Origin of the sequence: Xenorhabdus doucetiae (assembly GCF_000968195.1) — a bacterium.
Classification (GTDB): Bacteria; Pseudomonadota; Gammaproteobacteria; order Enterobacterales; family Enterobacteriaceae; genus Xenorhabdus; species Xenorhabdus doucetiae.
This window is the reverse complement of sequence record NZ_FO704550.1, coordinates 991,453-1,011,145: the sequence shown is the minus strand read 5'-3', so window position 1 is coordinate 1,011,145 and position 19,693 is coordinate 991,453. Positions and strand designations below refer to the sequence as shown.

Below are 19,693 nucleotides of genomic sequence, written 5' to 3'. Positions count from 1 at the left end.
GGAACGTACACACAGTACATAAGGATTTTGCCTCCAGCCCTGAACAATCGATATCCAGCATCGGTTAATACTGACGCGCCTTTTTCTCTACATATTCCCTGATTTTTTCTGCTGATGCAGTAATTTCCGGTTTATCCGCAAGCTGCGCAGTTCCTGTTCTCCACCATGATTCATAATCATGGGTCATGGTTTTCGGCAAAACTTTAATATCGATTAATGTCGCACATGGCTGTTTCTGCGCATCTTGCAAAGCAGCAATCAGTTGTTGCTCATTATGCACCCGATAGCTTTTACAACCGTAGCTTTCGGCATTCTTGGCAAAATCCACGGGTATTAAAGCACCATCTAATCTGCCGCTTTGCTGATTGCGATAACGATTTTCCGTGGCAAAACTTCCCATGCCCTGACTCATCTGCAAGTTATTGATACAACCAAATCCCGCATTATCAAACAATAGCACGGTGATCTTAATGTTTTCCTGAATAGCCGTTTGTAATTCACTGTTTAACATCAAATATGAGCCATCGCCGACCATTGCGTAAACAGGCTGTTCGGGACAAGCGAGTTTTGCTCCCAGTGAGGCAGCAATTTCATACCCCATGCAGGAATAACCATATTCAAGATGATAAGTATCAGGCACTTTCGGTTGCCAAATGCGCTGTAAATCTCCCGGTAAAGAACCCGCAGCTCCCACAATGATGGCGTCGGGTTCCAAATATTGATCCATCAGGCCAAGCACACGGGTTTGAGTCAGATTGGTTCGCAATGTTTCGCTGTACTCGTTCAGTTGATCATCCAAATGCCCTGCAATTTCAGGCTGGAATCCGGCTTGATACTGAATAGAAAACAAGCGTCCTAATTCCTGTTGCCAGGCGGCCTTTGCCTGTGCAATTTCTTGCTGCCACTCAGAACGCCATGCCATTTTTGACAATGCTTGCGCAATGGCATTCAGCCCTTCTCTGGCATCCGCCAGTACACTGACGGCATCCAGTTTGCAGGCGTCAAATTCCGCTACATTGATGGTAAGGAATTCCACTTCTGGATGTTGGAACAGTGACTTTGAAGCCGTTGTGAAATCGGTAAAACGGGTACCAACACCAATAATTAAATCAGCGTCTTTGGCAAGCTGATTCGCTGCCAAACAACCTGTCGTACCAATGCCGCCACAATTCAGCGGATGAGCAGCCACAATCGCACTTTTCCCCGCCTGAGTTTCAGTAAACGGGATATTGAACGTTTCAGCAAAATGGCGAAAAGCCTCATGAGCGTCGGAATAACGTACTCCACCACCACAAATTAACAGCGGCTTTTTCTTGCGCTGAATCAGTGCAATGGCCTCTTGAATACGCACCTGAGAAGCCGGGCGGCGTTCAATCTGGTGAATTCGTTTCTGGAAGAAGTAATCCGGGTAATCCCAGACTTCTCCCTGAACATCCTGCGGAAGACAAATCGTGACGGTGCCGGTATCGGCCGGATCGGTCAATACTCGCATGGCGTGGATCATGGCTGCCATTAATTGCTCCGGCCGCGAAATGCGATCCCAATAACGGGACACTGGACGGAAACAGTCATTGGTACTGATGGTGCCATCCCCATACTGTTCAACCTGCTGCAAAACGGGATCAGGCTGGCGGCAAGCAAAAGTATCTCCCGGCAATAGCAGTAATGGGATACGGTTCGCCGTTGCCGTCGCGGCAGCCGTCACCATATTGGCCGCCCCAGGTCCAACAGAAGAGGTGACGGCAAAAATCTGCCGACGTTTTTTCTGTTTGGCAAATCCCGTGGCAATATGCGCCATTCCCTGTTCATTACAGCCTTGATAAACGCGAAGATGCCCCGCATCCTGCTCTAATGCCTGCCCTAATCCCACCACATTGCCGTGACCAAATATCGTAAAAACACCGCAAATAAAGGGATACTCTTCCCCATCAACATGGATATATTGCTGGTTGAGGAATCTGACCAAGGCTTGGGCCATTGTCATTTTCTTCGTATTGATTGATCTGTTTTTCATGGAATAACTACTCCATCGTTGGCATCACAAAATGGCTGTCATGATGTTCCAAACGTACACTGGCCGGCCAACGGCTGGTGACCGTTTTCATGCGGGTATAGAAACGCACGCCGTCATTGCCATGTACATTCAGCGGCCCAAAAATGGAACGCTTCCAGCCACCGAAGCTATGAAACGCCATCGGGACTGGGATGGGCACATTTACACCAACCATACCCGCCTGAACGTCTTCGCTGAATTGACGAGCCGTTTCACCATCACGGGTGAAAATGGCTGCCCCGTTGCCATATTCATGCTGATTAACCAATTTCAATGCTGTGTCATAATCGGGTACGCGAACGATAACCAGCACCGGGCCGAAGATCTCTTCTTGATAGATTTTCATGTCTGGCGTGACATAATCAAACAGGGTTGGCCCCACGAAATAGCCATTTTCATAGCCTGCAACCTGATACCCTCGCCCGTCAACCCGCAATTTTGCTCCTTGCTCAACACCACTGCGAATGTAACCACAAATTTTTTCCCTATGTGGCTTAGAAATCACGGGGCCCATATCGTTTTCTTTCCCTGCGTTAATACCAGGCCCTACTGACATTTGAGCGATTTGCTGCCGGAGTCTTTCTACCAAGGTATCTGCAATATCATCCCCAACCGCCAGTACCACAGATAAGGCCATGCAACGTTCTCCTGCTGCACCAAATGCCGCCCCCATGATGGCACTTGCTGCCATATCTATATCTGCATCCGGCATCAAAATACTGTGGTTCTTTGCCCCACCCAATGCCTGGCAGCGTTTGCCGTGCGCCGATGCGGTGGCATAAACATATTCCGCAATCGGGGTTGAACCAACAAAACTCACGGCATGAATGCGAGGATCGGTCAGCAGCACATCAACAACTTCTTTATCCCCCTGCACAACGTTAAACACGCCATCCGGCAAACCCGCTTGTTGCAATAATTTCGCCAGTTCAACCGAAAGAGAGGGATCTTTTTCAGAGGGTTTCAGGACAAAGGTATTCCCCGTCGCCAGTGCAATGGGAAACATCCACATTGGTACCATGGCAGGAAAGTTAAAAGGTGTAATGCCAGCGCAAACCCCCAATGGCTGCATTAAGGAGTGGCTATCCACTCCTGTTCCGACATTAGCGGAATGTTCCCCTTTTTGCAGATGGGGGATACCACAAGCAAATTCGACCACTTCCAGGCCACGCGTTAATTCCCCCACCGCATCGGAGTAAATTTTTCCATGCTCTTCAGAAATCAGCCTTGCCAATCTGTCTTGGTTTTCTTCAAGTAATGATTTGAATTTGAACAGGATACGGGCGCGTTTCAATGGCGAAGTTTTTGACCATTCTTCAAAGGCCAGATGAGCAGATTCAATCGCATATCCAGTCTCATGAACGGTACTCAAGGCAACCTTTCGAATCGCCTCCCCTGTGGCTGGGTTGAAGATGAGTGAAATACGATCACTTTGACTATCAACGAGTTGCCCGCCAATAAAGTTTTTAATCTGTTCCATTCAGAGCCTCTCTAAATACAATTATGATTGAGCCAGTACGGATTGAACCAGCAAGTGACAATTGAATTATAAGCGTTGAATCATAGTGCTACAGATATATGAAATATAAATTTCATTTTCAATTAAATTTGAAATGGTCTTTAATTAATGTGATCAACACGCTATTTTTATGCAACTACACTCATTGAAATTTCCTTATGGGGGCATGATGTCTGCTGCATCTAATCTGCATGAACTTCAAGAACAGGTACGATCCCGTTATGGTGAATTAAGCAAACGGTTACAGCAAGTTGCAAGATATATACTGGATAATACGAATAGTGTCGCTTTTGATACGGTTGCCATTATTGCAAAAGAGGCCGATGTTCCACCTTCTACCTTGATCCGCTTTGCCAATGCCTTTAATTTCAGTGGATTCAATGAAATGAAACAATTGTTTCGCCTGAATTTGGTTGAAGAAACCGCCAGCTATACTGATCGGGCACGGCTGTTCAAAGAGCTGGATGGCGATCATCAGATACCAGAAGATCCTCAGCATATTTTGCAGGAATTTGCCCATTCCAATGCCCAAGCCATGCAGCAACTCGCAGCCCGCACCCCCGCAGAGGATTTAAGTAAGGCAGTAAATTTACTGGCGAATGCTCACAATATTTATATTATCGGCCTGCGCCGCTCTTTCAGCGTGGCATCATATCTTACTTATGCTCTCAGTCATTTGGAGTGCCGTCCCCTGTTAATCGATGGATTGGGTGGTATGTTCCGCGAGCAGATGAATATGATTGGCCCTAAAGATGTCGTGGTTTCTATCAGTTTTACGCCGTATGCCGAAGAAACGGTGATGGTCAGTGAAAGAGCGGCACAGTCTGGCGCGAAGCAAATCGTTATTACTGACAGCCAAATTAGCCCATTAGCGAGTTTCAGCGATATCTGCTTTGTGGTGAAGGAAGCACAGGTTGATGCGTTCCGTTCTCAATCTGCCACCTTGTGTTTGGTGCAGTCCTTAACCGTTGCACTGGCGTATCAGCAAGGGAATGCCGGTTGAGCGGTTAACCCCGAAATCAGCCTAAAGCGTGATCATAAAGCACATTGATCACGCCCATCATGATCAACACAACGATTAAATAATAACAAATAATTACCACTAATATTTTATAGATATTGCTTTATTTAAAATAATCTTTAATCGTTTCCAATCTACAGGTATTCTTTTCAAACAATATAGTTTAATAATGACATAACGGCATCAATGAAGAAAATAATCATAAATCAATGTATTAATAAAAAACTCTCTCCTCTGCCAGATAAAATAATCAAACTATTAGAATTTAAATCGCCATGAAGTCATGCTATTTAATATTAAGTTAATCAGATAAACTATCTGCATTACTGTTACAATCGATAACACGATAACCTGATTTTCTGCCTGTCCTTATGAAATCGAAGATAATACTTTCTGAGCCTGAACGAATAACATTGCAACAACTCGCTTTGAATCATCCCCACCGGGATATCCGTACGCGAGGAACGGGTTTGCTCATGCTTGCCAGAGGGAGCAAGCCGTCCCAGATCACCGCTGAAATAGGATGCAGTCTCCGGGTTATCTATAATTGGGTTCACATGTGGCACAATTCAGGGATAGCGGGATTATTAGGCGGTCATGCTGGAGGCCGGTATCTCGCTATGACGCCTGAAATGATTGCCACTGCGGTCGAAGCTGCCTGTGCAGAGTCCCTAACTCTCGCACGGATAGCCCAGTGCGTTGAGGCAAAGCATGGGCCCCTGCCTTGTACGCTTGAAACGCTGGCAAATACCCTGAAAAAGCAGGGGCTCACCTATAAACGCACCCGTCTATCGCTTAAAAAAAGCGCAACGAAACGGAGTTTGCTAACAAATCGCCTTGGTGAATAAAATTAAGGCTGGAGCACAGTTAGGCCATTACCGTTTGGTCTATTTTGATGAGGCGGGTTTTGCCGCATCTCCTCCGGTGCAATATGGATGGAGTCCACGGGGTAAGCCCCATGAAACTGAGCCTCAAGAGCATGACAGGCGGTCAGTTCTGGGGGCGTTAAATTACACGGATAACACGCTGTTTTACCAGACAACGTCAGGCAGTATCACGCGAGATGACGTGATTGATTTTTTAGAGCAGCTCGCCCAACAAGGGGACAACCGCCTGACATTTTTAGTGTTGGATAATGCGCGTATCCATCACGGGATTGAAGAAAAAATCAGAAATAGCTGGTTACGAGAACACAACCTGTTTTTATTCTACCTTCCCGCCTACAGCCCAGAGCTGAATTTGATTGAAATCGTCTGGAAACAAGCCAAATACCATTGGCGACGTTTTATCACTTGGACTCAGGAGACAATGGAGAATGAATTAAATACGTTATTGGGCGGTTATGGTAACCAATTTGCAATTAATTTCTCTTGAGTACTTAATAGGTTATTTCTTACAACAGTGATTATTTACCCAATTAATTTCATTATTGGCACTGATTTAACTAATCCTTTTCCCATATCACTAAAATACAGACTGAGTATGCCTGATAAAGTAAATCTCAATTCGTATTGAATGTCATTTAGCATCATAGAGGAGTATTCACATGGATAAAATTCTGGCTTCTCCATTTATTGAGTTTTTTTGGAAATCATGGGTGCTTGAACCTCACTCATATCAATGCAATATTGTTATAGAACAGAATATTAAGGGTAATTTAGATGAAGATAAATTAAAATGGGCTTTGCAAGAGTTTCTGAATCATTACCCTTTGTTTAAATACCGGATTGAAGAAGAAAACGATAAATTATATTGGAAATCTGGCTCAGACGACATTGAGTTCACTTACCTTTCTAATAATGAAGAATTATTGAATCAGTTTGCCCTGCGCCCATTTGACCTCCGAAAAGGCCCCGTGGTTCGATTTGGGTTGCTCAAAGAGGCAGAACAGCAATTTCACTTATTTATTGTCTTGCACCATATTATCGGTGACGGGCAAGGTATAGAAGAATTTTTTCACAATATCTCTGATCTGTATAACCAACGTCCTCTGCGCCATTCGCCCATGACACTGCAACAAGTAGCAGAGAAATTTGAACAAGATCACCACCTGTTAAAAGTATTGGCCAAATATAACCCAGAACAATACTGGAAAGCATGCCTGTCAGAGATGATTGACCGTAATCCATTGCCCTACTTACCTCAACAAGCGATTGGTAAGCCTGAATTCCCTAATGAATTTCGTTTCAACTTGCCATTAAAAGATTGGAAACGTCTCACACAATCTTTATCCCCTTATAAGCCGTTCCTCGTGTTTAAAACGTTGTGGGCAACATTAGTCGCCCAGTATACTGCAACCGGTAAAGCTCACCTTATCTATCCGATTGCCGTTACCGGCGGCACATCTGTTTCACTGGCCGTCCAAATCAATGCCGTTGTTTTTCCTCTGCATTTTAATGAAACGGACAGTTTTAATTCTCTCTATCAGGCGACGTTAAACTATAGCGCATCATTGAAAGCTCAACCTGACCTACGTTTTTCCAGTTTACCCACATTTCAAGCTGTGCCTTCCTATCTTGTTAATAAACTCAATGTCGGTATCAATCAGGCCAGCTTTAGGGATATCAATCTGGAATTAGACGGTTGTGAAGTCAATTACGGTAACCGTTTCAATAATGATTTAACAGCTACTGAGTGGATACTGGAATATCATTTGGAAGAGGATCATTGGGCTTTTCGCATCCGCTATCATCCTAACTTGTTCCATGCAAAACAAATCAAAGCGTTAGGTGAACAATTCCTGCAATTGCTGGTTAATGCCCTGACTCATCCCGTAACTCCGATAGCACAGTTTTCTTTACTCACACCAGAGCAGACACAGACATTGCTGGAATACGGAAACTCACAACGACATAACAGTCTGGCGGGCGCTCAAGCCTATATATTGAATGAACGATTGCAGATGGTGCCGATGGGGTTAAAGGGGGAACTTTATCTCTCCGGGCCGGATCTGGACAATCAATATTTGGGGCAACCCGCGTTGGCAGAAAAGCAGCTTATCGCCAATCCATTTGTTCAATATGCCCATGATAAGTGGCTTTACCGTACCGGTGAGCAGGCGCGCTGGCTGCCAAATGGCGAGCTGGAATATCTGGGGGCACAGAGCCACGATTCATTGAACAATGATTCACTGAAAGAGGCGAGTTAAGCGGGAAATCGGTGAAATTATGGCGTGATCATGGGGCTAATCAGACAAATGAATCACGCCAGATTATGACTGAACTCAGTGGCACTATGGCCACTGATTATTGACTGTCACTTACTCAAAATCCTTAAAAGTCGGGCCTTGGAAGTAAATTGCTTTAATGTGGCAGCTACGGGGTTGAGTGATAACAAACCGCAGGGTTTCCCACACTGAACGGCCGTTCAGCATTTGCTCTCCCATTTTTTTGTGATCATCCAACTTTTCATCAAAGCCATTAAGTTGAAAATCAGGTGGATAAAGCCCGGTTACGCGAATATTCTCTTTGCTTAAATGATGGGCTAAGTTCTGGCTAAAACCACTCATCGCATGTTTGGCGGCAAAAAATGCCGGATGAGCAACGGATTCGGTAAATTGAGGAATACCACAAACCGATACCATAGCCACAATATCGGCACCTTGTGACTGACGCAGGCTCGGCAATAGGGCTTTGGTCAGCAGGATAGACCCCGTGATACCTGAATTCACCGTACTGACGATATCCGCCTCACTGTCACCTTCCCCCAAATACCCTTCCAGCCATTGGGCAGCACTTAAGATCAAAATATCGATAGGTTGATTGTCTTGCAGCAACTGAGTGGCAAAATCGCTGACGGATTGGGCATCACTCATATCGCACTGATAACTTCGGGCGATGCCACCTTCGCGGCGAATAATCTCACAGGTTGCTTCCGCGCCGGCTAATTGACGGGCGCAGAGATCAACCTGTGCGCCTTCGCGTGCCAACCAAACAGAAACCGCTTGACCAAAATCGCGTCCTCCGCCTGTCACCACAACTCGCTTACCTTGCAAAGCACTCGATCCGTTAACTTCATTGAACATCATATTGGCTTTCCTTATATCAGTGATAAGTATCAGTTATAAAGCTGGATGAGAACCGTCACGCTATCGGTGAGATTTATTGATCATTCACGGTTGAGAAAGCCAATCTTACTTGAGCGTTGCCAGCTAGTTCGGCTATTTTGTGCTATTTTCTTGTGATCCGAGAATTTATACATCTGCTAGACTTTAGGCAGCAAATAACGTAATTCATACCCACAACCATCACCTGTGAAGGGGGTTATATGAAAGCGCTTGTTTATCACGGAGCCGGAAAAAAACGCTGGGAAGAAAAAGCACCACCCCAACTCGTTGAACCCACGGATGCAATCGTCCGCATCGTCAAAACCACTATCTGTGGCACCGATCTGCATATCCTCAAGGGAGATGTTCCCACCGTCGAGCAAGGCCGAACCTTAGGCCATGAAGGGATTGGGATCGTTGAATCCATCGGGGAATCTGTCCGCAATATCAAAGTCGGTGATAAAGTGATTGTTTCCTGTATCACCGTCTGCGGCAGTTGTCACTATTGTAAACGCCAGCTCTATGCACACTGTCAAGATGGTGGCTGGATCTTGGGGCATAGAATTGACGGTACACAGGCGGAAAAAGTGCGTATTCCCCATGCCGATAATAGCCTGCATCGTCTGCCGGAAGGTGTCGATGAAGAAGCGGCGTTAATGCTCAGTGACATTCTGCCAACCGGTCTTGAAATCGGGGTGATCAATGGCCGGGTTCAACCGGGCCAGACGATTGCCTTAATTGGTGCAGGGCCGGTCGGGTTATCCGCATTACTGGCATCACAATTTTACTCCCCCGCCCATATCATCATGATCGATACTGATGATAACCGCCTTAGCGTCGCCCGGCAGTTTGGTGCTAACACGGTTATCAACCCGGCAAAACAAAATGTCGTCGATGTCATCAACAAACTAACTGACGGGATTGGTGTCGATGTCGCCATTGAGTGTGTGGGCATTCCCGCAACGTTCAAAATATGTCAGGAGATTATTGCAGCCGGTGGGTACATTGCCAACGTGGGTGTCCACGGCAAATCTGTCGATCTGCATCTGGAAAGTCTCTGGATCAAAAACATTACTATCACCACCAGGTTGGTCAACACCAGCAGTACGCCCATGCTGCTAAAAAGCGTTAAGTCCGGCAAAATTGCCCCTGAAAAGCTGGTTACGCACCATTATCCATTGAGTGAAATAGAAACGGCTTATGAAGTATTCAGCAATGCCGCGAAAGAGAAAGCATTGAAAATTGTTTTGTCAGCGTAATGGGTATAACAGGGAGATAAAAAACAACAGAAAAGCCGCCGAAATAGACTGCATCAAGGTTCTTATGCAATTCATTACGGCGGCCTTTGTGCCATATTTATATTATGCTTGATTTCTCGATTAATTAACTAATTAATACATTAATAAACCTTCAATCTAGAGTTCGCGTTCTTCATCTAAATTTTCTTGAGAGAGGTTCCCGATAGCAATAAATTCATCCAACAAGCCTAAAAGTTGAGCCAATTTTTCTGGGGAAAAAGCGTTTTCGATCGCCTTATAACCCTCAGCAACTTGCCCTTTTGCTTGCTCATAGAGTTCTTGACCAACCGGAGTCAAAGAGACATACAGCTTACGCTGATCATTCATCGGTTTCAGACGGAAGATAAGCCCGTCGCGTTCCATGCGCGTCAAAATTCCTGTCAGGCTCGGACGTAAAATACAAGTGAGGCAAGCGAGATCATGAAAATCAATGGAACGGCTACTCGCAAGGACACGAATAATACGCCATTGCTGCTCAGTTAAATTATAGCTCTTCAAAATAGGCCGAAAAAAACCCATCGCGGTTTCTCTCGCTTGAAGCAATGCAATTGTCAGGGATTCATGCATAAGTAAAAGTGACTCTTTAGTTAATCAATCGCCGGTCATTCTCTATAAGTTTAACGCTCACGCTATTTATTATAGACAACATGAACACCAAAAAGACTAACACGCTCATAATCTTCCACAAAGGGAAAAGACTTCAATATTAACAAATAAATAAAGCCATTCCCCCTCAAAAAAGTTAACGAAAAGTTAAATTCAATCCCAAATGACCTTGATTAAAAATATAACAGGTTGATCTTTATGTGGTAAAAATGGTAACCAATCCAGCGTTGTTACATAGATCACAATTAAAATTAACAATCCATTTAACATATTGAAGATTGATCAAACATAGTTTATTAATATATTAATAAGACATCTTGCAATACATCATTTAGGTTTCAAGGAGCAGTCAATGAAAGGCACTGTCTTTGCCGTTGCCCTCAACCATCGTAGCCAGCTCCGTTTCTGGCATGAGGCATTTAACGAAGAACCTTATAAAACACCACCCAAAACGCCAATTTGGTTTATCAAACCCCGTAATACGGTGATTCACTCAGGGGAGATTATTCCTCATCCCATTGGAGAAACGGTACAAAGCGGCGCAACGTTGGCTCTGCTGGTTGGAAAAACCGCACGCAAAATTTCAGTTCAGGATGCCGGGCAGTATATTGCCGGCTACGCATTGGCTAACGAAGTCAGCCTGCCTGAAACCTCGTTTTACCGTCCGGCCATCAAAGCAAAATGCCGGGACGGTTTTTGCCCGATAGGCCAGATGGTCAAGGTCAGCTCAGTAGAATCACTCGATATCGTGACCGAGATTAATGGTCACGAAGTTGATCGTTGGTCTACCCAAGATCTGGTTCGTTCCGCCCCCGAATTGCTGGCAGCCTTAAGCGAATTTGCCACGTTACAAGAAGGGGATGCCATTTTGCTGGGAACGCCCCATCAGCGTATTACCCTCCAGCCGGCGGATAACATCACGGTCAAGGCTCAGGGCTTCCCCAACCTGGAAAATACGGTTGAATTGGCAGGAGGTCGGCCATGAGATACGCCAGAATTCATTATCAGGGCCAAGATCTCGATGTGACGGTGGATGAGCAGGAAAATGTTTTCTTGCCGGATGGAAATACGGTCGGCGCTGAAGCGATTTTGTGGCTTCCCCCCGCCAGCGGAACGCTGTTCGCATTGGGGTTAAATTATGCCGATCACGCAACCGAGCTGGAATTTAAGCCACCCGAAGAACCACTGGTCTTTATCAAGGCCGCCAATAGCTTAACCGGGCACCGGCAGGTTTCTGTCCGTCCTGATCATGTGGAATACATGCATTATGAAGCAGAATTGGTTGTCGTGATGGGGAAAACCGCCCACAAAGTTTCCAGAGACGAGGCCATGAATTACGTTGCGGGTTATACCGTTTGTAACGATTACGCCATTCGTGATTATCTGGAAAATTACTATCGTCCTAATCTGCGGGTTAAAAGCCGCGATACGCTGACTCCCATCGGTCCTTGGATCATCGATAAACAGCAGGTCGCTGATCCGCATAATCTGACCTTGAAAACCTGGGTAAATGGTGAACTGCGTCAACAAGGCACAACCGCCGATTTGATCTTCGATATCCCTTTCTTAATCACCTATCTCAGCGATTTTATGACCTTGCAATCCGGCGACATGATCGCAACCGGCACGCCTAAGGGGTTGTCCGATGTCGTTCCCGGCGATGAAATCATTGTGGAAGTCGAAGGGGTTGGGCGTTTGGTCAATCACATCGTCAGCCAGCAAGCCTATGAGGAGAGTTTGTCATGACCCTAATTAACCACTGGATTAACGGCAAGAATGTCGGCAGCGAAACCTATTTCAAAACCACCAATCCGGCAACGGGCGAGGTGCTGGCCGAAGTGGCATCAGGCGGCAAGGCAGAGATCGCCCAAGCTGTTGAAGCGGCCAAAACCGCGTTCCCCAAATGGGCCAATACCCCGATGAAAGAGCGCGCACGTTTGATGCGCCGTTTGGGTGAATTAATCGACCAACATGTTCCTGAAATTTCTGCGCTGGAAACCCAAGATACCGGACTTCCCATCCACCAGACACAAAATGTTTTGATCCCGCGGGCTTCGCAGAATTTTAATTTCTTCGCTGAAATTTGCCAGCAGATGAACGGGCGCACCTATCCCGTTGATGACAAGATGCTCAACTATACCTTAATCCAGCCGGTGGGGGTGTGCGCGCTGATTTCGCCGTGGAATGTGCCTTTTATGACCGCAACGTGGAAAGTCGCCCCCTGTCTGGCACTGGGCAATACGGCGGTGTTAAAGATGTCCGAACTTTCCCCGCTGACCGCCGGCCGTCTGGGGGAATTGGCACTGGAAGCCGGCATTCCGGCCGGGGTACTGAATGTCGTACAGGGCTACGGTAACACGGCCGGCGATGCGTTGGTCAAACACCCTGATGTGCGGGCGGTTTCTTTCACCGGCGGGACAGCAACAGGTCGCCTGATCATGCAAAATGCCGGACTGAAAAAGTATTCCATGGAGCTGGGCGGAAAATCTCCGGTGCTTATCTTTGAAGATGCCGATATTGAACGCGCGCTGGATTCCGCTCTATTCACCATTTTCTCCCTCAATGGCGAACGCTGTACGGCCGGTTCCCGCATTTTCATCCAAGAAAGTATCTACCCTGAATTCGTTAAGCGTTTTGCTGAACGCGCCAATCGGCTGCGGGTCGGTGATCCCCAAGATCCACAAACTCAGGTAGGCAGCCTGATCAGCCAGCAACACTGGGAAAAAGTGTCCAATTATATCCGGCTGGGGATCGAAGAAGGCGCCACACTGCTGGCCGGCGGTTTCGACAAGCCCGCCGATTTACCCGCTCATCTGAAAAATGGCAACTTCTTGCGCCCGACGGTATTGGCCGATGTGGATAATCATATGCGTGTGGCACAGGAAGAGATCTTCGGTCCTGTCGCTTGCCTGTTGCCGTTCAAGAGTGAAGAGGATGGGCTGCGGATGGCCAATGAGGTGGAATATGGCCTTGCCTCCTATATCTGGACACAGGACGTCAGCAAAGTTTTGCGTCTCGCACGTGGCATTGAAGCGGGCATGGTGTTTGTCAATTCCCAGAACGTTCGCGATCTGCGCCAGCCATTTGGTGGCGTCAAAGCCTCCGGTGTCGGGCGTGAAGGCGGGGAATACAGTTTCGACGTGTTTGCCGAAGTGAAAAACGTTTGTATCTCAATGGGAGAACACCCTATTCCTCGTTGGGGCGTTTGAGCCAGAAAATTTAGGCGATAAGGAGGCGTTATGGGAAAGTTAGCGTTAGCAGCGAAAATTACACATGTCCCTTCGATGTATCTGTCTGAATTGCCGGGCAAGCATCACGGTTGCCGGCAAAGTGCCATTGACGGGCACAAAGAGATCAGCCGGCGCTGCCGTGAGATGGGAGTCGATACGATTATTGTCTTTGACACGCACTGGCTGGTTAACAGTGCTTATCATATTAACTGTTCCGACCATTTTTCCGGCATCTATACCAGTAATGAGTTACCCCATTTTATCCGCGATATGACCTATGAATATGACGGCAATCCTGAGCTGGGCAGGATGATTGCGGAAGAAGCGCGCCAGATGGGCGTTCGCGCCCAATCACACGAGATCCCCAGCCTGAAACTGGAATATGGCACGCTGGTGCCCATGCGCTATATGAACAGCGACCGCCATTTTAAGGTGATTTCAATTTCTGCTTTTTGTACGGTTCATGCGTTTGAAGACAGCCGCAAATTGGGGGAAGCACTGTTACGGGCGATTGAGAAATACGATGGCACGGTTGCGGTGTTGGCCAGTGGTTCGCTGTCGCACAGTTTTATTGAAGATCAGCGTGCTGAACAGGGTATGAACAGTTATACCCGTGAGTTTGATGAACAGATGGATCATCGCGTCGTCCAGCTTTGGAAAGCAGGAAAGTTCAAGGAGTTCTGCAAAATGCTGCCGGAATATGCGCAATATTGCCGCGGAGAAGGTAACATGCACGATACCGTGATGCTGCTGGGCCTGCTCGGATGGGACAAATATGACGGCAAGGTGGAGTTTTTGACGGAATTGTTCGCCAGCTCAGGAACAGGGCAGGTTAACGCCGTTTTCCCGCTGCCGGATAATATCGTTCGTCAACATAAGATTGACGCCTGAGAGGAGTAAAACCGTGCCACATTTTTACGCTGAGTGTACAGAGAATATCCGCGAAGAAGCTAAGCTGCCGGCACTTTTTGCCAAAGTGAATCAAGCACTGGCAGAGACGGGCATTTTTCCACTGGGGGGTATCCGCAGCCGTGCCATTTGGTTGGACACCTGGCAAATGGCCGATGGTCAGCAAGATTATGCGTTTGTTCATATGACGCTGAAAATTGGTGCCGGCCGCAGCCTGGCCGATCGGCAAAAAGTCGGAGAAATGGTGTTTGATTTAATTAAAGCGCATTTCAGTGAATTGATGGCACAGCGCTATCTCGGCCTCTCTTTCACGATGGAAGAGCTTGATCCGGTGCTGAATTATAAATCCAATAACGTTCATAGCTTGTTTAAAGCAAAAGAGTGAGGAAACTATGACAAGTCACCCGAAAACAAGTCACCTGAAGACAACCTTGCTGCGTCAACAGGCTTATATCAACGGTCAATGGGTTGATGCGGAAAATAAAACCACTTTTGCAGTCACTAACCCGGCCAACGGAGAAGTTGTTGCTCATGTCAGTGATCTGGGGGCCAAAGAAACGCAATCCGCCATTGAAGCGGCCCACCGTGCCCTGCCTGCATGGCGATCGCTGACAGCGAAACAGCGTAGCCAAAAACTCAGGCAATGGTTCCAACTGATAATGGAAAACCAAACGGCCTTGGCTGAAATACTGAGTACGGAACAGGGCAAATCCCACATTGAGGCAATGGGAGAAATTGCTTACGGTGCCAGTTTTATCGAATGGTTCGCCGAAGAAGGCAAACGTATTTATGGCGAAACCCTGTCTTCTCCCATGCCGGGGCGTCATCTCGCGACCATCAAACAACCGGTTGGTGTCGTTGCGGCGATCACACCGTGGAATTTCCCCAATGCGATGATCACCCGCAAAGTGGGGCCGGCACTGGCTGCCGGCTGTACGGTGGTACTGAAACCCGCAGCCGAAACGCCACTCTCTGCGTTGGCATTGGCCGTATTGGCAGAACAGGCCGGCATTCCGGCGGGCGTCTTCAATATCGTGACAGGCATGGATGCCCAAGCGATCGGTGAAGTGCTGACATCAAGCCCTGTCGTGCGCAAACTGTCGTTCACCGGCTCTACCCGTGTCGGCAAGTTATTGATGGCACAAAGCGCCGATACGGTGAAAAAACTCTCTCTCGAACTGGGTGGCAACGCGCCTTTTATTGTGTTTGATGATGCCGATCTTGATGCGGCGGTCGCAGGCGCAATGGCGGCGAAATTCCGTAACAGTGGGCAAACGTGTGTCTGTGCCAACCGCATTCTGGTACAGGAAAGCATTTACAATGCTTTTGCTGAACGTCTGGCACATGCCGTAAAACAGCTTCAGGTCGGGCCGGCCACGGATCACTCATCCCAACAAGGCCCGCTGATTAATCAAGCGGCGGTGGAAAAAGTACGGGCACATATCAGTGATGCGGTATCCAATGGCGCGCGCATTCTGGCGGGAGGCCAATCCCATGCGCTGGGTGGCCTGTTCTTTGAACCAACGGTACTGGCGGATGTCAGTGAGTCGATGCTGGTTGCCCATGAAGAAACCTTCGGCCCTCTGGCCCCCCTGTTCAAATTCCGTGATGAAAACGAAGCCATCCGGATTGCCAACAACACGGAATTCGGTCTGGCGGCCTATTTCTATTCCCGCGACATTGGCCGCATTTACCGGGTAGCGGAAGCGTTGGAAAGTGGCATGGTCGGCATCAATGAGGGTTTGATCTCCAATGAAGTCGCCCCATTTGGCGGTATTAAACAATCCGGGCTGGGGCGTGAAGGTTCACGTTACGGTATTGAGGATTATCTGGAAGTGAAATACCTCTGTTTTGGCGGGTTAGAAGCTAAAGAGGATTAACACACTATGCTACAGCAAGACGTCATCTCACAGGTTGCACGCCGTTTACATCTGGCGGAGAAGAACCGTCAACAGATCCGCCAAATCTCACTGGATTATCCAGAGATCACCATTGAGGATGCTTACGCCATTCAACGTGAGTGGGTGGATTTGAAAATCAGGGAGGGCCGGATTCTCAAGGGACACAAAATTGGCCTGACATCGAAAGCCATGCAAGCCAGTTCACAGATTAATGAACCGGATTATGGTGCCCTGCTGGATGATATGTTTTTTCAAGACGGCGGTACTATCCCTTGCGAGCGCTTTATTGTGCCACGCATTGAGGTCGAACTGGCTTTTGTGCTGGCAAAGCCCCTACGTGGCCCAAACTGTACGCTGTTTGATGTTTATAACGCGACAGATTATGTCATGCCGGCACTGGAGCTGATTGATGCCCGCTGTCATAACCTCGATCCCGAAACCCAGCGTCCACGCAAGGTATTCGATACAATTTCTGACAATGCCGCCAATGCCGGCGTGATTATGGGCGGCCGGCCGATCAAGCCGGATGAACGGGATCTGCGTTGGGTCAGTGCCCTGCTTTACCGCAACGGTGTGATTGAAGAATCCGGCGTGGCAGCGGCGGTGCTGAATCATCCCGCCAATGGCGTGGCGTGGCTTGCCAATAAACTGGCACCCCATGATGTTCAACTTGAAGCAGGCCAGATTATCCTGGCCGGCTCTTTTACCCGCCCGATCCCCGCCCGTAAAGGGGATACCTTTCATGTGGATTACGGCGTGTTAGGTTCAATTAGCTGTCACTTTTGTTGAACATCACGGTTGAACATCATGGGCTTGGAATCTATTGAGGTAATATTATGGATCAACTAACGAATAAATTTAAACATGCCCTGCAAGCTGGACCGCCACAAATCGGATTATGGCTTGGGCTATGCAGCGGGTATAGCGCGGAAATACTGGCAGGAACGGGATTTGACTGGCTGTTGATTGATGGTGAACATGCGCCCAATGATATTACCAGCACGCTTGCCCAATTACAGGCTATTGCCCCCTATCCAAGCCAGCCGGTCGTTCGCCCGGCGTGGAATGATCCGGTGATCACCAAACAGTTGTTGGATATTGGTGCTCAAACGTTATTGTTCCCGATGATTCAAAATGCGGCGCAAGCACGTGAAGCGGTCAGGGCGACTCGTTATCCTCCCGCCGGTATTCGTGGCGTGGGCAGTGCCTTAGCACGCGCTTCCCGCTGGAACCGCATTCCTGACTATCTGTCCCGCGCCAATAATGAAATCTGTGTACTGGTTCAGGTCGAAACCCGTGAGGCCCTGCAAAACTTGGCGGAAATAGCGGCTGTCGAAGGCGTCGATGGCGTGTTTATCGGCCCGGCCGATCTCAGTGCCGATATGGGTTACATCGGCAACCCGCAACACCCTGAAGTTCAGGCGGCCATTGAACAGGCCATCGCTCAGATCCAATCTTTCGGCAAGGCCGCTGGTATTTTGATGACCGACACTGATGCCGCTCAACATTATCTCAATCTGGGTGCACGGTTCGTTGCAGTAGGGGTTGATACCATTTTATTGACCGGAACCGCCAATACTTTGGCAAAGCGTTTCGGTAAATAAGCAACGAACCGTGTTTCGACAAAAATAATGATCTCATATGGCTGATGTTTGTTGATCGCTGATCGCGACATCGGCCATTGCCAAGGAAAAGCAAGCCGCCAACAAAACAAAGGAAACAACCATGAGCCTGTTACCTGACACCCTCCCAAAATCAGACAATACGCCTCATCAACCTAACAAGCTGACCGCCCAGCAGCAAAGTGTCATCAATAAGTTATTCCGCCGCCTGATCCTGTTTCTTTTTGTCCTGTTCGTTTTCTCTTTTCTGGATCGCATCAATATTGGCTTTGCCGGTTTGACGATGGGAAAAGATCTCGGTTTAACCTCCACCATGTTTGGTCTGGCCGCGACGCTGTTTTATGCGACTTACGTCATTTTCGGCATTCCCAGCAATGTCATGTTGAGTATTGTGGGAGCACGGCGCTGGATCGCGACCATCATGGTGTTATGGGGGATCGCTTCCACCGCCACCCTGTTTGCCACCGGGCCTACAAGCCTGTATATCTTGCGTATGCTGGTCGGGGTTGCGGAAGCCGGTTTTTTACCGGGGATTTTGGTTTACCTGACTTATTGGTTTCCGGCCTATTATCGTGCGCGTGCCAATGCACTGTTTATGATCGCCATGCCCGTCACGATGGCATTCGGTTCGCTGATTTCCGGTTATATTCTGGCAATGGATGGCATCTGGAATTTGCGTGGCTGGCAGTGGTTGTTTTTGCTGGAAGGCTTCCCTTCTGTTTTGCTCGGTTTTGCGGTCTGGTTTTATCTGGATGATTCACCGGAAAAAGCCAAGTGGCTGACGCGTGAAGATAAGCAATGCCTGCAAGCGATGCTAGACAACGATAAGCTTTCTGTCCTGCCGCCCAATGAGCTTCAACATCAGCAACAACCACAAAAAAGACGCTTATGGCGTGAAGTTTTTACCCCGATTGTCTTAATGTACACTTTCGCTTATTTCTGCCTGACCAATACCCTGAGTGCCATTAATATCTGGACGCCACAGATTATGCAGAGTTTCAATCAAGGCAGCAGCCATGTCACTGTCGGTATTTTGACGGCCATTCCACAATTCTGCACGATTGTGGGCATGGTTTACTGGAGCCGCCGCTCAGACCGTCTGCAAGAACGCAAGATGCACACCGCCCTGCCCTATTTGTTTGCCGCCGCCGGCTGGATGTTAACGTCGCTGACCGATAACAGCATGGTACAACTGCTGGGGATCATCATGGCGTCCACCGGATCGTTTACGGCGATGGCTGTGTTTTGGACAACACCGGATCAATCGATCAGCCTGCGCGCCCGCGCCGTGGGGATCGCTGTGATCAATGCCACCGGCAATGTGGGATCGGCCGTCAGCCCGCTGTTAATCGGTTGGTTGAAAGATCAAACGGGGGATTTTAACGCCGGGCTTTATTTCGTCGCCGGACTGTTGGTCATTGGTGCACTGATGGTTTTTCTGATCCCGATGAAACCGCCACAGATAACCCGTAAATAACCGCTAAATATT

The 19,693-nt window shown here is 48.0% G+C and carries 18 protein-coding genes; 14 read left to right on the top strand and 4 right to left on the bottom strand.

What is annotated here, in order from left to right; genetic code table 11:
* Window positions 1–64: 64 nt before the first annotated feature.
* Both iolD and XDD1_RS04795 read right to left on the bottom strand, forming a co-directional pair.
* A complete protein-coding gene (gene iolD, locus XDD1_RS04800; protein ID WP_197541014.1) occupies window positions 65–1,999 on the bottom strand; it encodes a 3D-(3,5/4)-trihydroxycyclohexane-1,2-dione acylhydrolase (decyclizing) in 1,935 nt (644 codons plus the stop codon).
* A 22-nt stretch (window positions 2,000–2,021) separates the two neighbouring features.
* Window positions 2,022–3,533, bottom strand: coding sequence for a CoA-acylating methylmalonate-semialdehyde dehydrogenase (locus XDD1_RS04795; RefSeq protein ID WP_045969172.1), 1,512 nt, complete (start codon window positions 3,531–3,533; stop codon window positions 2,022–2,024).
* Between the two features lie 208 nt (window positions 3,534–3,741).
* Here XDD1_RS04795 and XDD1_RS04790 point away from each other — a divergent pair, with 208 nt between their 5' ends.
* The 4 genes from XDD1_RS04790 to XDD1_RS04775 all read left to right on the top strand — a co-directional run bounded on the left by XDD1_RS04790 (window position 3,742) and on the right by XDD1_RS04775 (window position 7,741).
* Window positions 3,742–4,575, top strand: coding sequence for a MurR/RpiR family transcriptional regulator (locus XDD1_RS04790; RefSeq protein WP_045969169.1), 834 nt, complete (start codon window positions 3,742–3,744; stop codon window positions 4,573–4,575).
* 389 nt (window positions 4,576–4,964) lie between these two features.
* Window positions 4,965–5,441 (top strand): helix-turn-helix domain-containing protein, encoded by a 477-nt coding sequence (locus XDD1_RS04785; protein WP_045969167.1) that lies wholly within the window; start codon window positions 4,965–4,967, stop codon window positions 5,439–5,441.
* Window positions 5,434–5,967 (top strand): IS630 family transposase, encoded by a 534-nt coding sequence (locus XDD1_RS04780; protein ID WP_231854456.1) that lies wholly within the window; start codon window positions 5,434–5,436, stop codon window positions 5,965–5,967. Before XDD1_RS04785 ends, XDD1_RS04780 begins: the two co-directional genes overlap by 8 nt.
* 172 nt (window positions 5,968–6,139) lie before the next feature.
* On the top strand, window positions 6,140–7,741 hold the full coding sequence (locus XDD1_RS04775; RefSeq protein WP_045969165.1) for a condensation domain-containing protein: 1,602 nt from the start codon (window positions 6,140–6,142) through the stop codon (window positions 7,739–7,741).
* 111 nt (window positions 7,742–7,852) lie between these two features.
* Here XDD1_RS04775 and XDD1_RS04770 read toward each other — a convergent pair whose 3' ends face one another.
* A complete protein-coding gene (locus tag XDD1_RS04770; RefSeq protein ID WP_231854455.1) occupies window positions 7,853–8,620 on the bottom strand; it encodes an SDR family oxidoreductase in 768 nt (255 codons plus the stop codon).
* Window positions 8,621–8,859: 239 nt separating this feature from the next.
* Here XDD1_RS04770 and XDD1_RS04765 point away from each other — a divergent pair, with 239 nt between their 5' ends.
* Window positions 8,860–9,897: a zinc-dependent alcohol dehydrogenase family protein gene (locus XDD1_RS04765; protein ID WP_045969163.1), complete on the top strand. Its 1,038-nt coding sequence runs from the start codon at window positions 8,860–8,862 to the stop codon at window positions 9,895–9,897.
* A 156-nt stretch (window positions 9,898–10,053) separates the two neighbouring features.
* Here XDD1_RS04765 and hpaR read toward each other — a convergent pair whose 3' ends face one another.
* Complete coding sequence (gene hpaR, locus XDD1_RS04760; protein WP_045969161.1) at window positions 10,054–10,503, bottom strand: homoprotocatechuate degradation operon regulator HpaR; 450 nt, start codon at window positions 10,501–10,503, stop codon at window positions 10,054–10,056.
* 391 nt (window positions 10,504–10,894) lie between these two features.
* Between hpaR and XDD1_RS04755 the strand changes: the two genes are divergently transcribed.
* The 9 genes from XDD1_RS04755 to hpaX all read left to right on the top strand — a co-directional run bounded on the left by XDD1_RS04755 (window position 10,895) and on the right by hpaX (window position 19,681).
* Window positions 10,895–11,527 carry a fumarylacetoacetate hydrolase family protein gene (locus tag XDD1_RS04755; protein WP_045969159.1) on the top strand — a complete coding sequence of 211 codons (633 nt, stop codon included), beginning with the start codon at window positions 10,895–10,897 and terminating at the stop codon, window positions 11,525–11,527.
* Entirely contained in the window at window positions 11,524–12,288 is a 765-nt protein-coding gene (locus tag XDD1_RS04750) for a fumarylacetoacetate hydrolase family protein (RefSeq protein WP_045969157.1), read from the top strand. Before XDD1_RS04755 ends, XDD1_RS04750 begins: the two co-directional genes overlap by 4 nt.
* Window positions 12,285–13,751, top strand: a complete 1,467-nt coding sequence (hpaE, locus tag XDD1_RS04745) for a 5-carboxymethyl-2-hydroxymuconate semialdehyde dehydrogenase (RefSeq protein WP_045969155.1) — start codon at window positions 12,285–12,287, stop codon at window positions 13,749–13,751. The genes XDD1_RS04750 and hpaE overlap by 4 nt, the downstream gene beginning before the upstream one ends.
* 30 nt (window positions 13,752–13,781) lie before the next feature.
* A complete protein-coding gene (hpaD, locus tag XDD1_RS04740) occupies window positions 13,782–14,663 on the top strand; it encodes a 3,4-dihydroxyphenylacetate 2,3-dioxygenase (protein WP_045969153.1) in 882 nt (293 codons plus the stop codon).
* A 13-nt stretch (window positions 14,664–14,676) separates the two neighbouring features.
* Window positions 14,677–15,066 (top strand): 5-carboxymethyl-2-hydroxymuconate Delta-isomerase, encoded by a 390-nt coding sequence (locus tag XDD1_RS04735; protein ID WP_045969151.1) that lies wholly within the window; start codon window positions 14,677–14,679, stop codon window positions 15,064–15,066.
* Between the two features lie 7 nt (window positions 15,067–15,073).
* Window positions 15,074–16,561 (top strand): NAD-dependent succinate-semialdehyde dehydrogenase, encoded by a 1,488-nt coding sequence (locus XDD1_RS04730; protein ID WP_045969149.1) that lies wholly within the window; start codon window positions 15,074–15,076, stop codon window positions 16,559–16,561.
* A 6-nt stretch (window positions 16,562–16,567) separates the two neighbouring features.
* The gene (gene hpaH / locus XDD1_RS04725) at window positions 16,568–17,371 is read left to right on the top strand and encodes a 2-oxo-hept-4-ene-1,7-dioate hydratase (protein ID WP_045969147.1); all 804 of its coding nucleotides are present in this window, start codon (window positions 16,568–16,570) and stop codon (window positions 17,369–17,371) included.
* Between the two features lie 47 nt (window positions 17,372–17,418).
* Window positions 17,419–18,186 carry a 4-hydroxy-2-oxoheptanedioate aldolase gene (gene hpaI, locus XDD1_RS04720; protein ID WP_045969145.1) on the top strand — a complete coding sequence of 256 codons (768 nt, stop codon included), beginning with the start codon at window positions 17,419–17,421 and terminating at the stop codon, window positions 18,184–18,186.
* Between the two features lie 121 nt (window positions 18,187–18,307).
* Window positions 18,308–19,681, top strand: coding sequence for a 4-hydroxyphenylacetate permease (gene hpaX / locus XDD1_RS04715; RefSeq protein ID WP_045969143.1), 1,374 nt, complete (start codon window positions 18,308–18,310; stop codon window positions 19,679–19,681).
* Window positions 19,682–19,693: the final 12 nt, after the last annotated feature.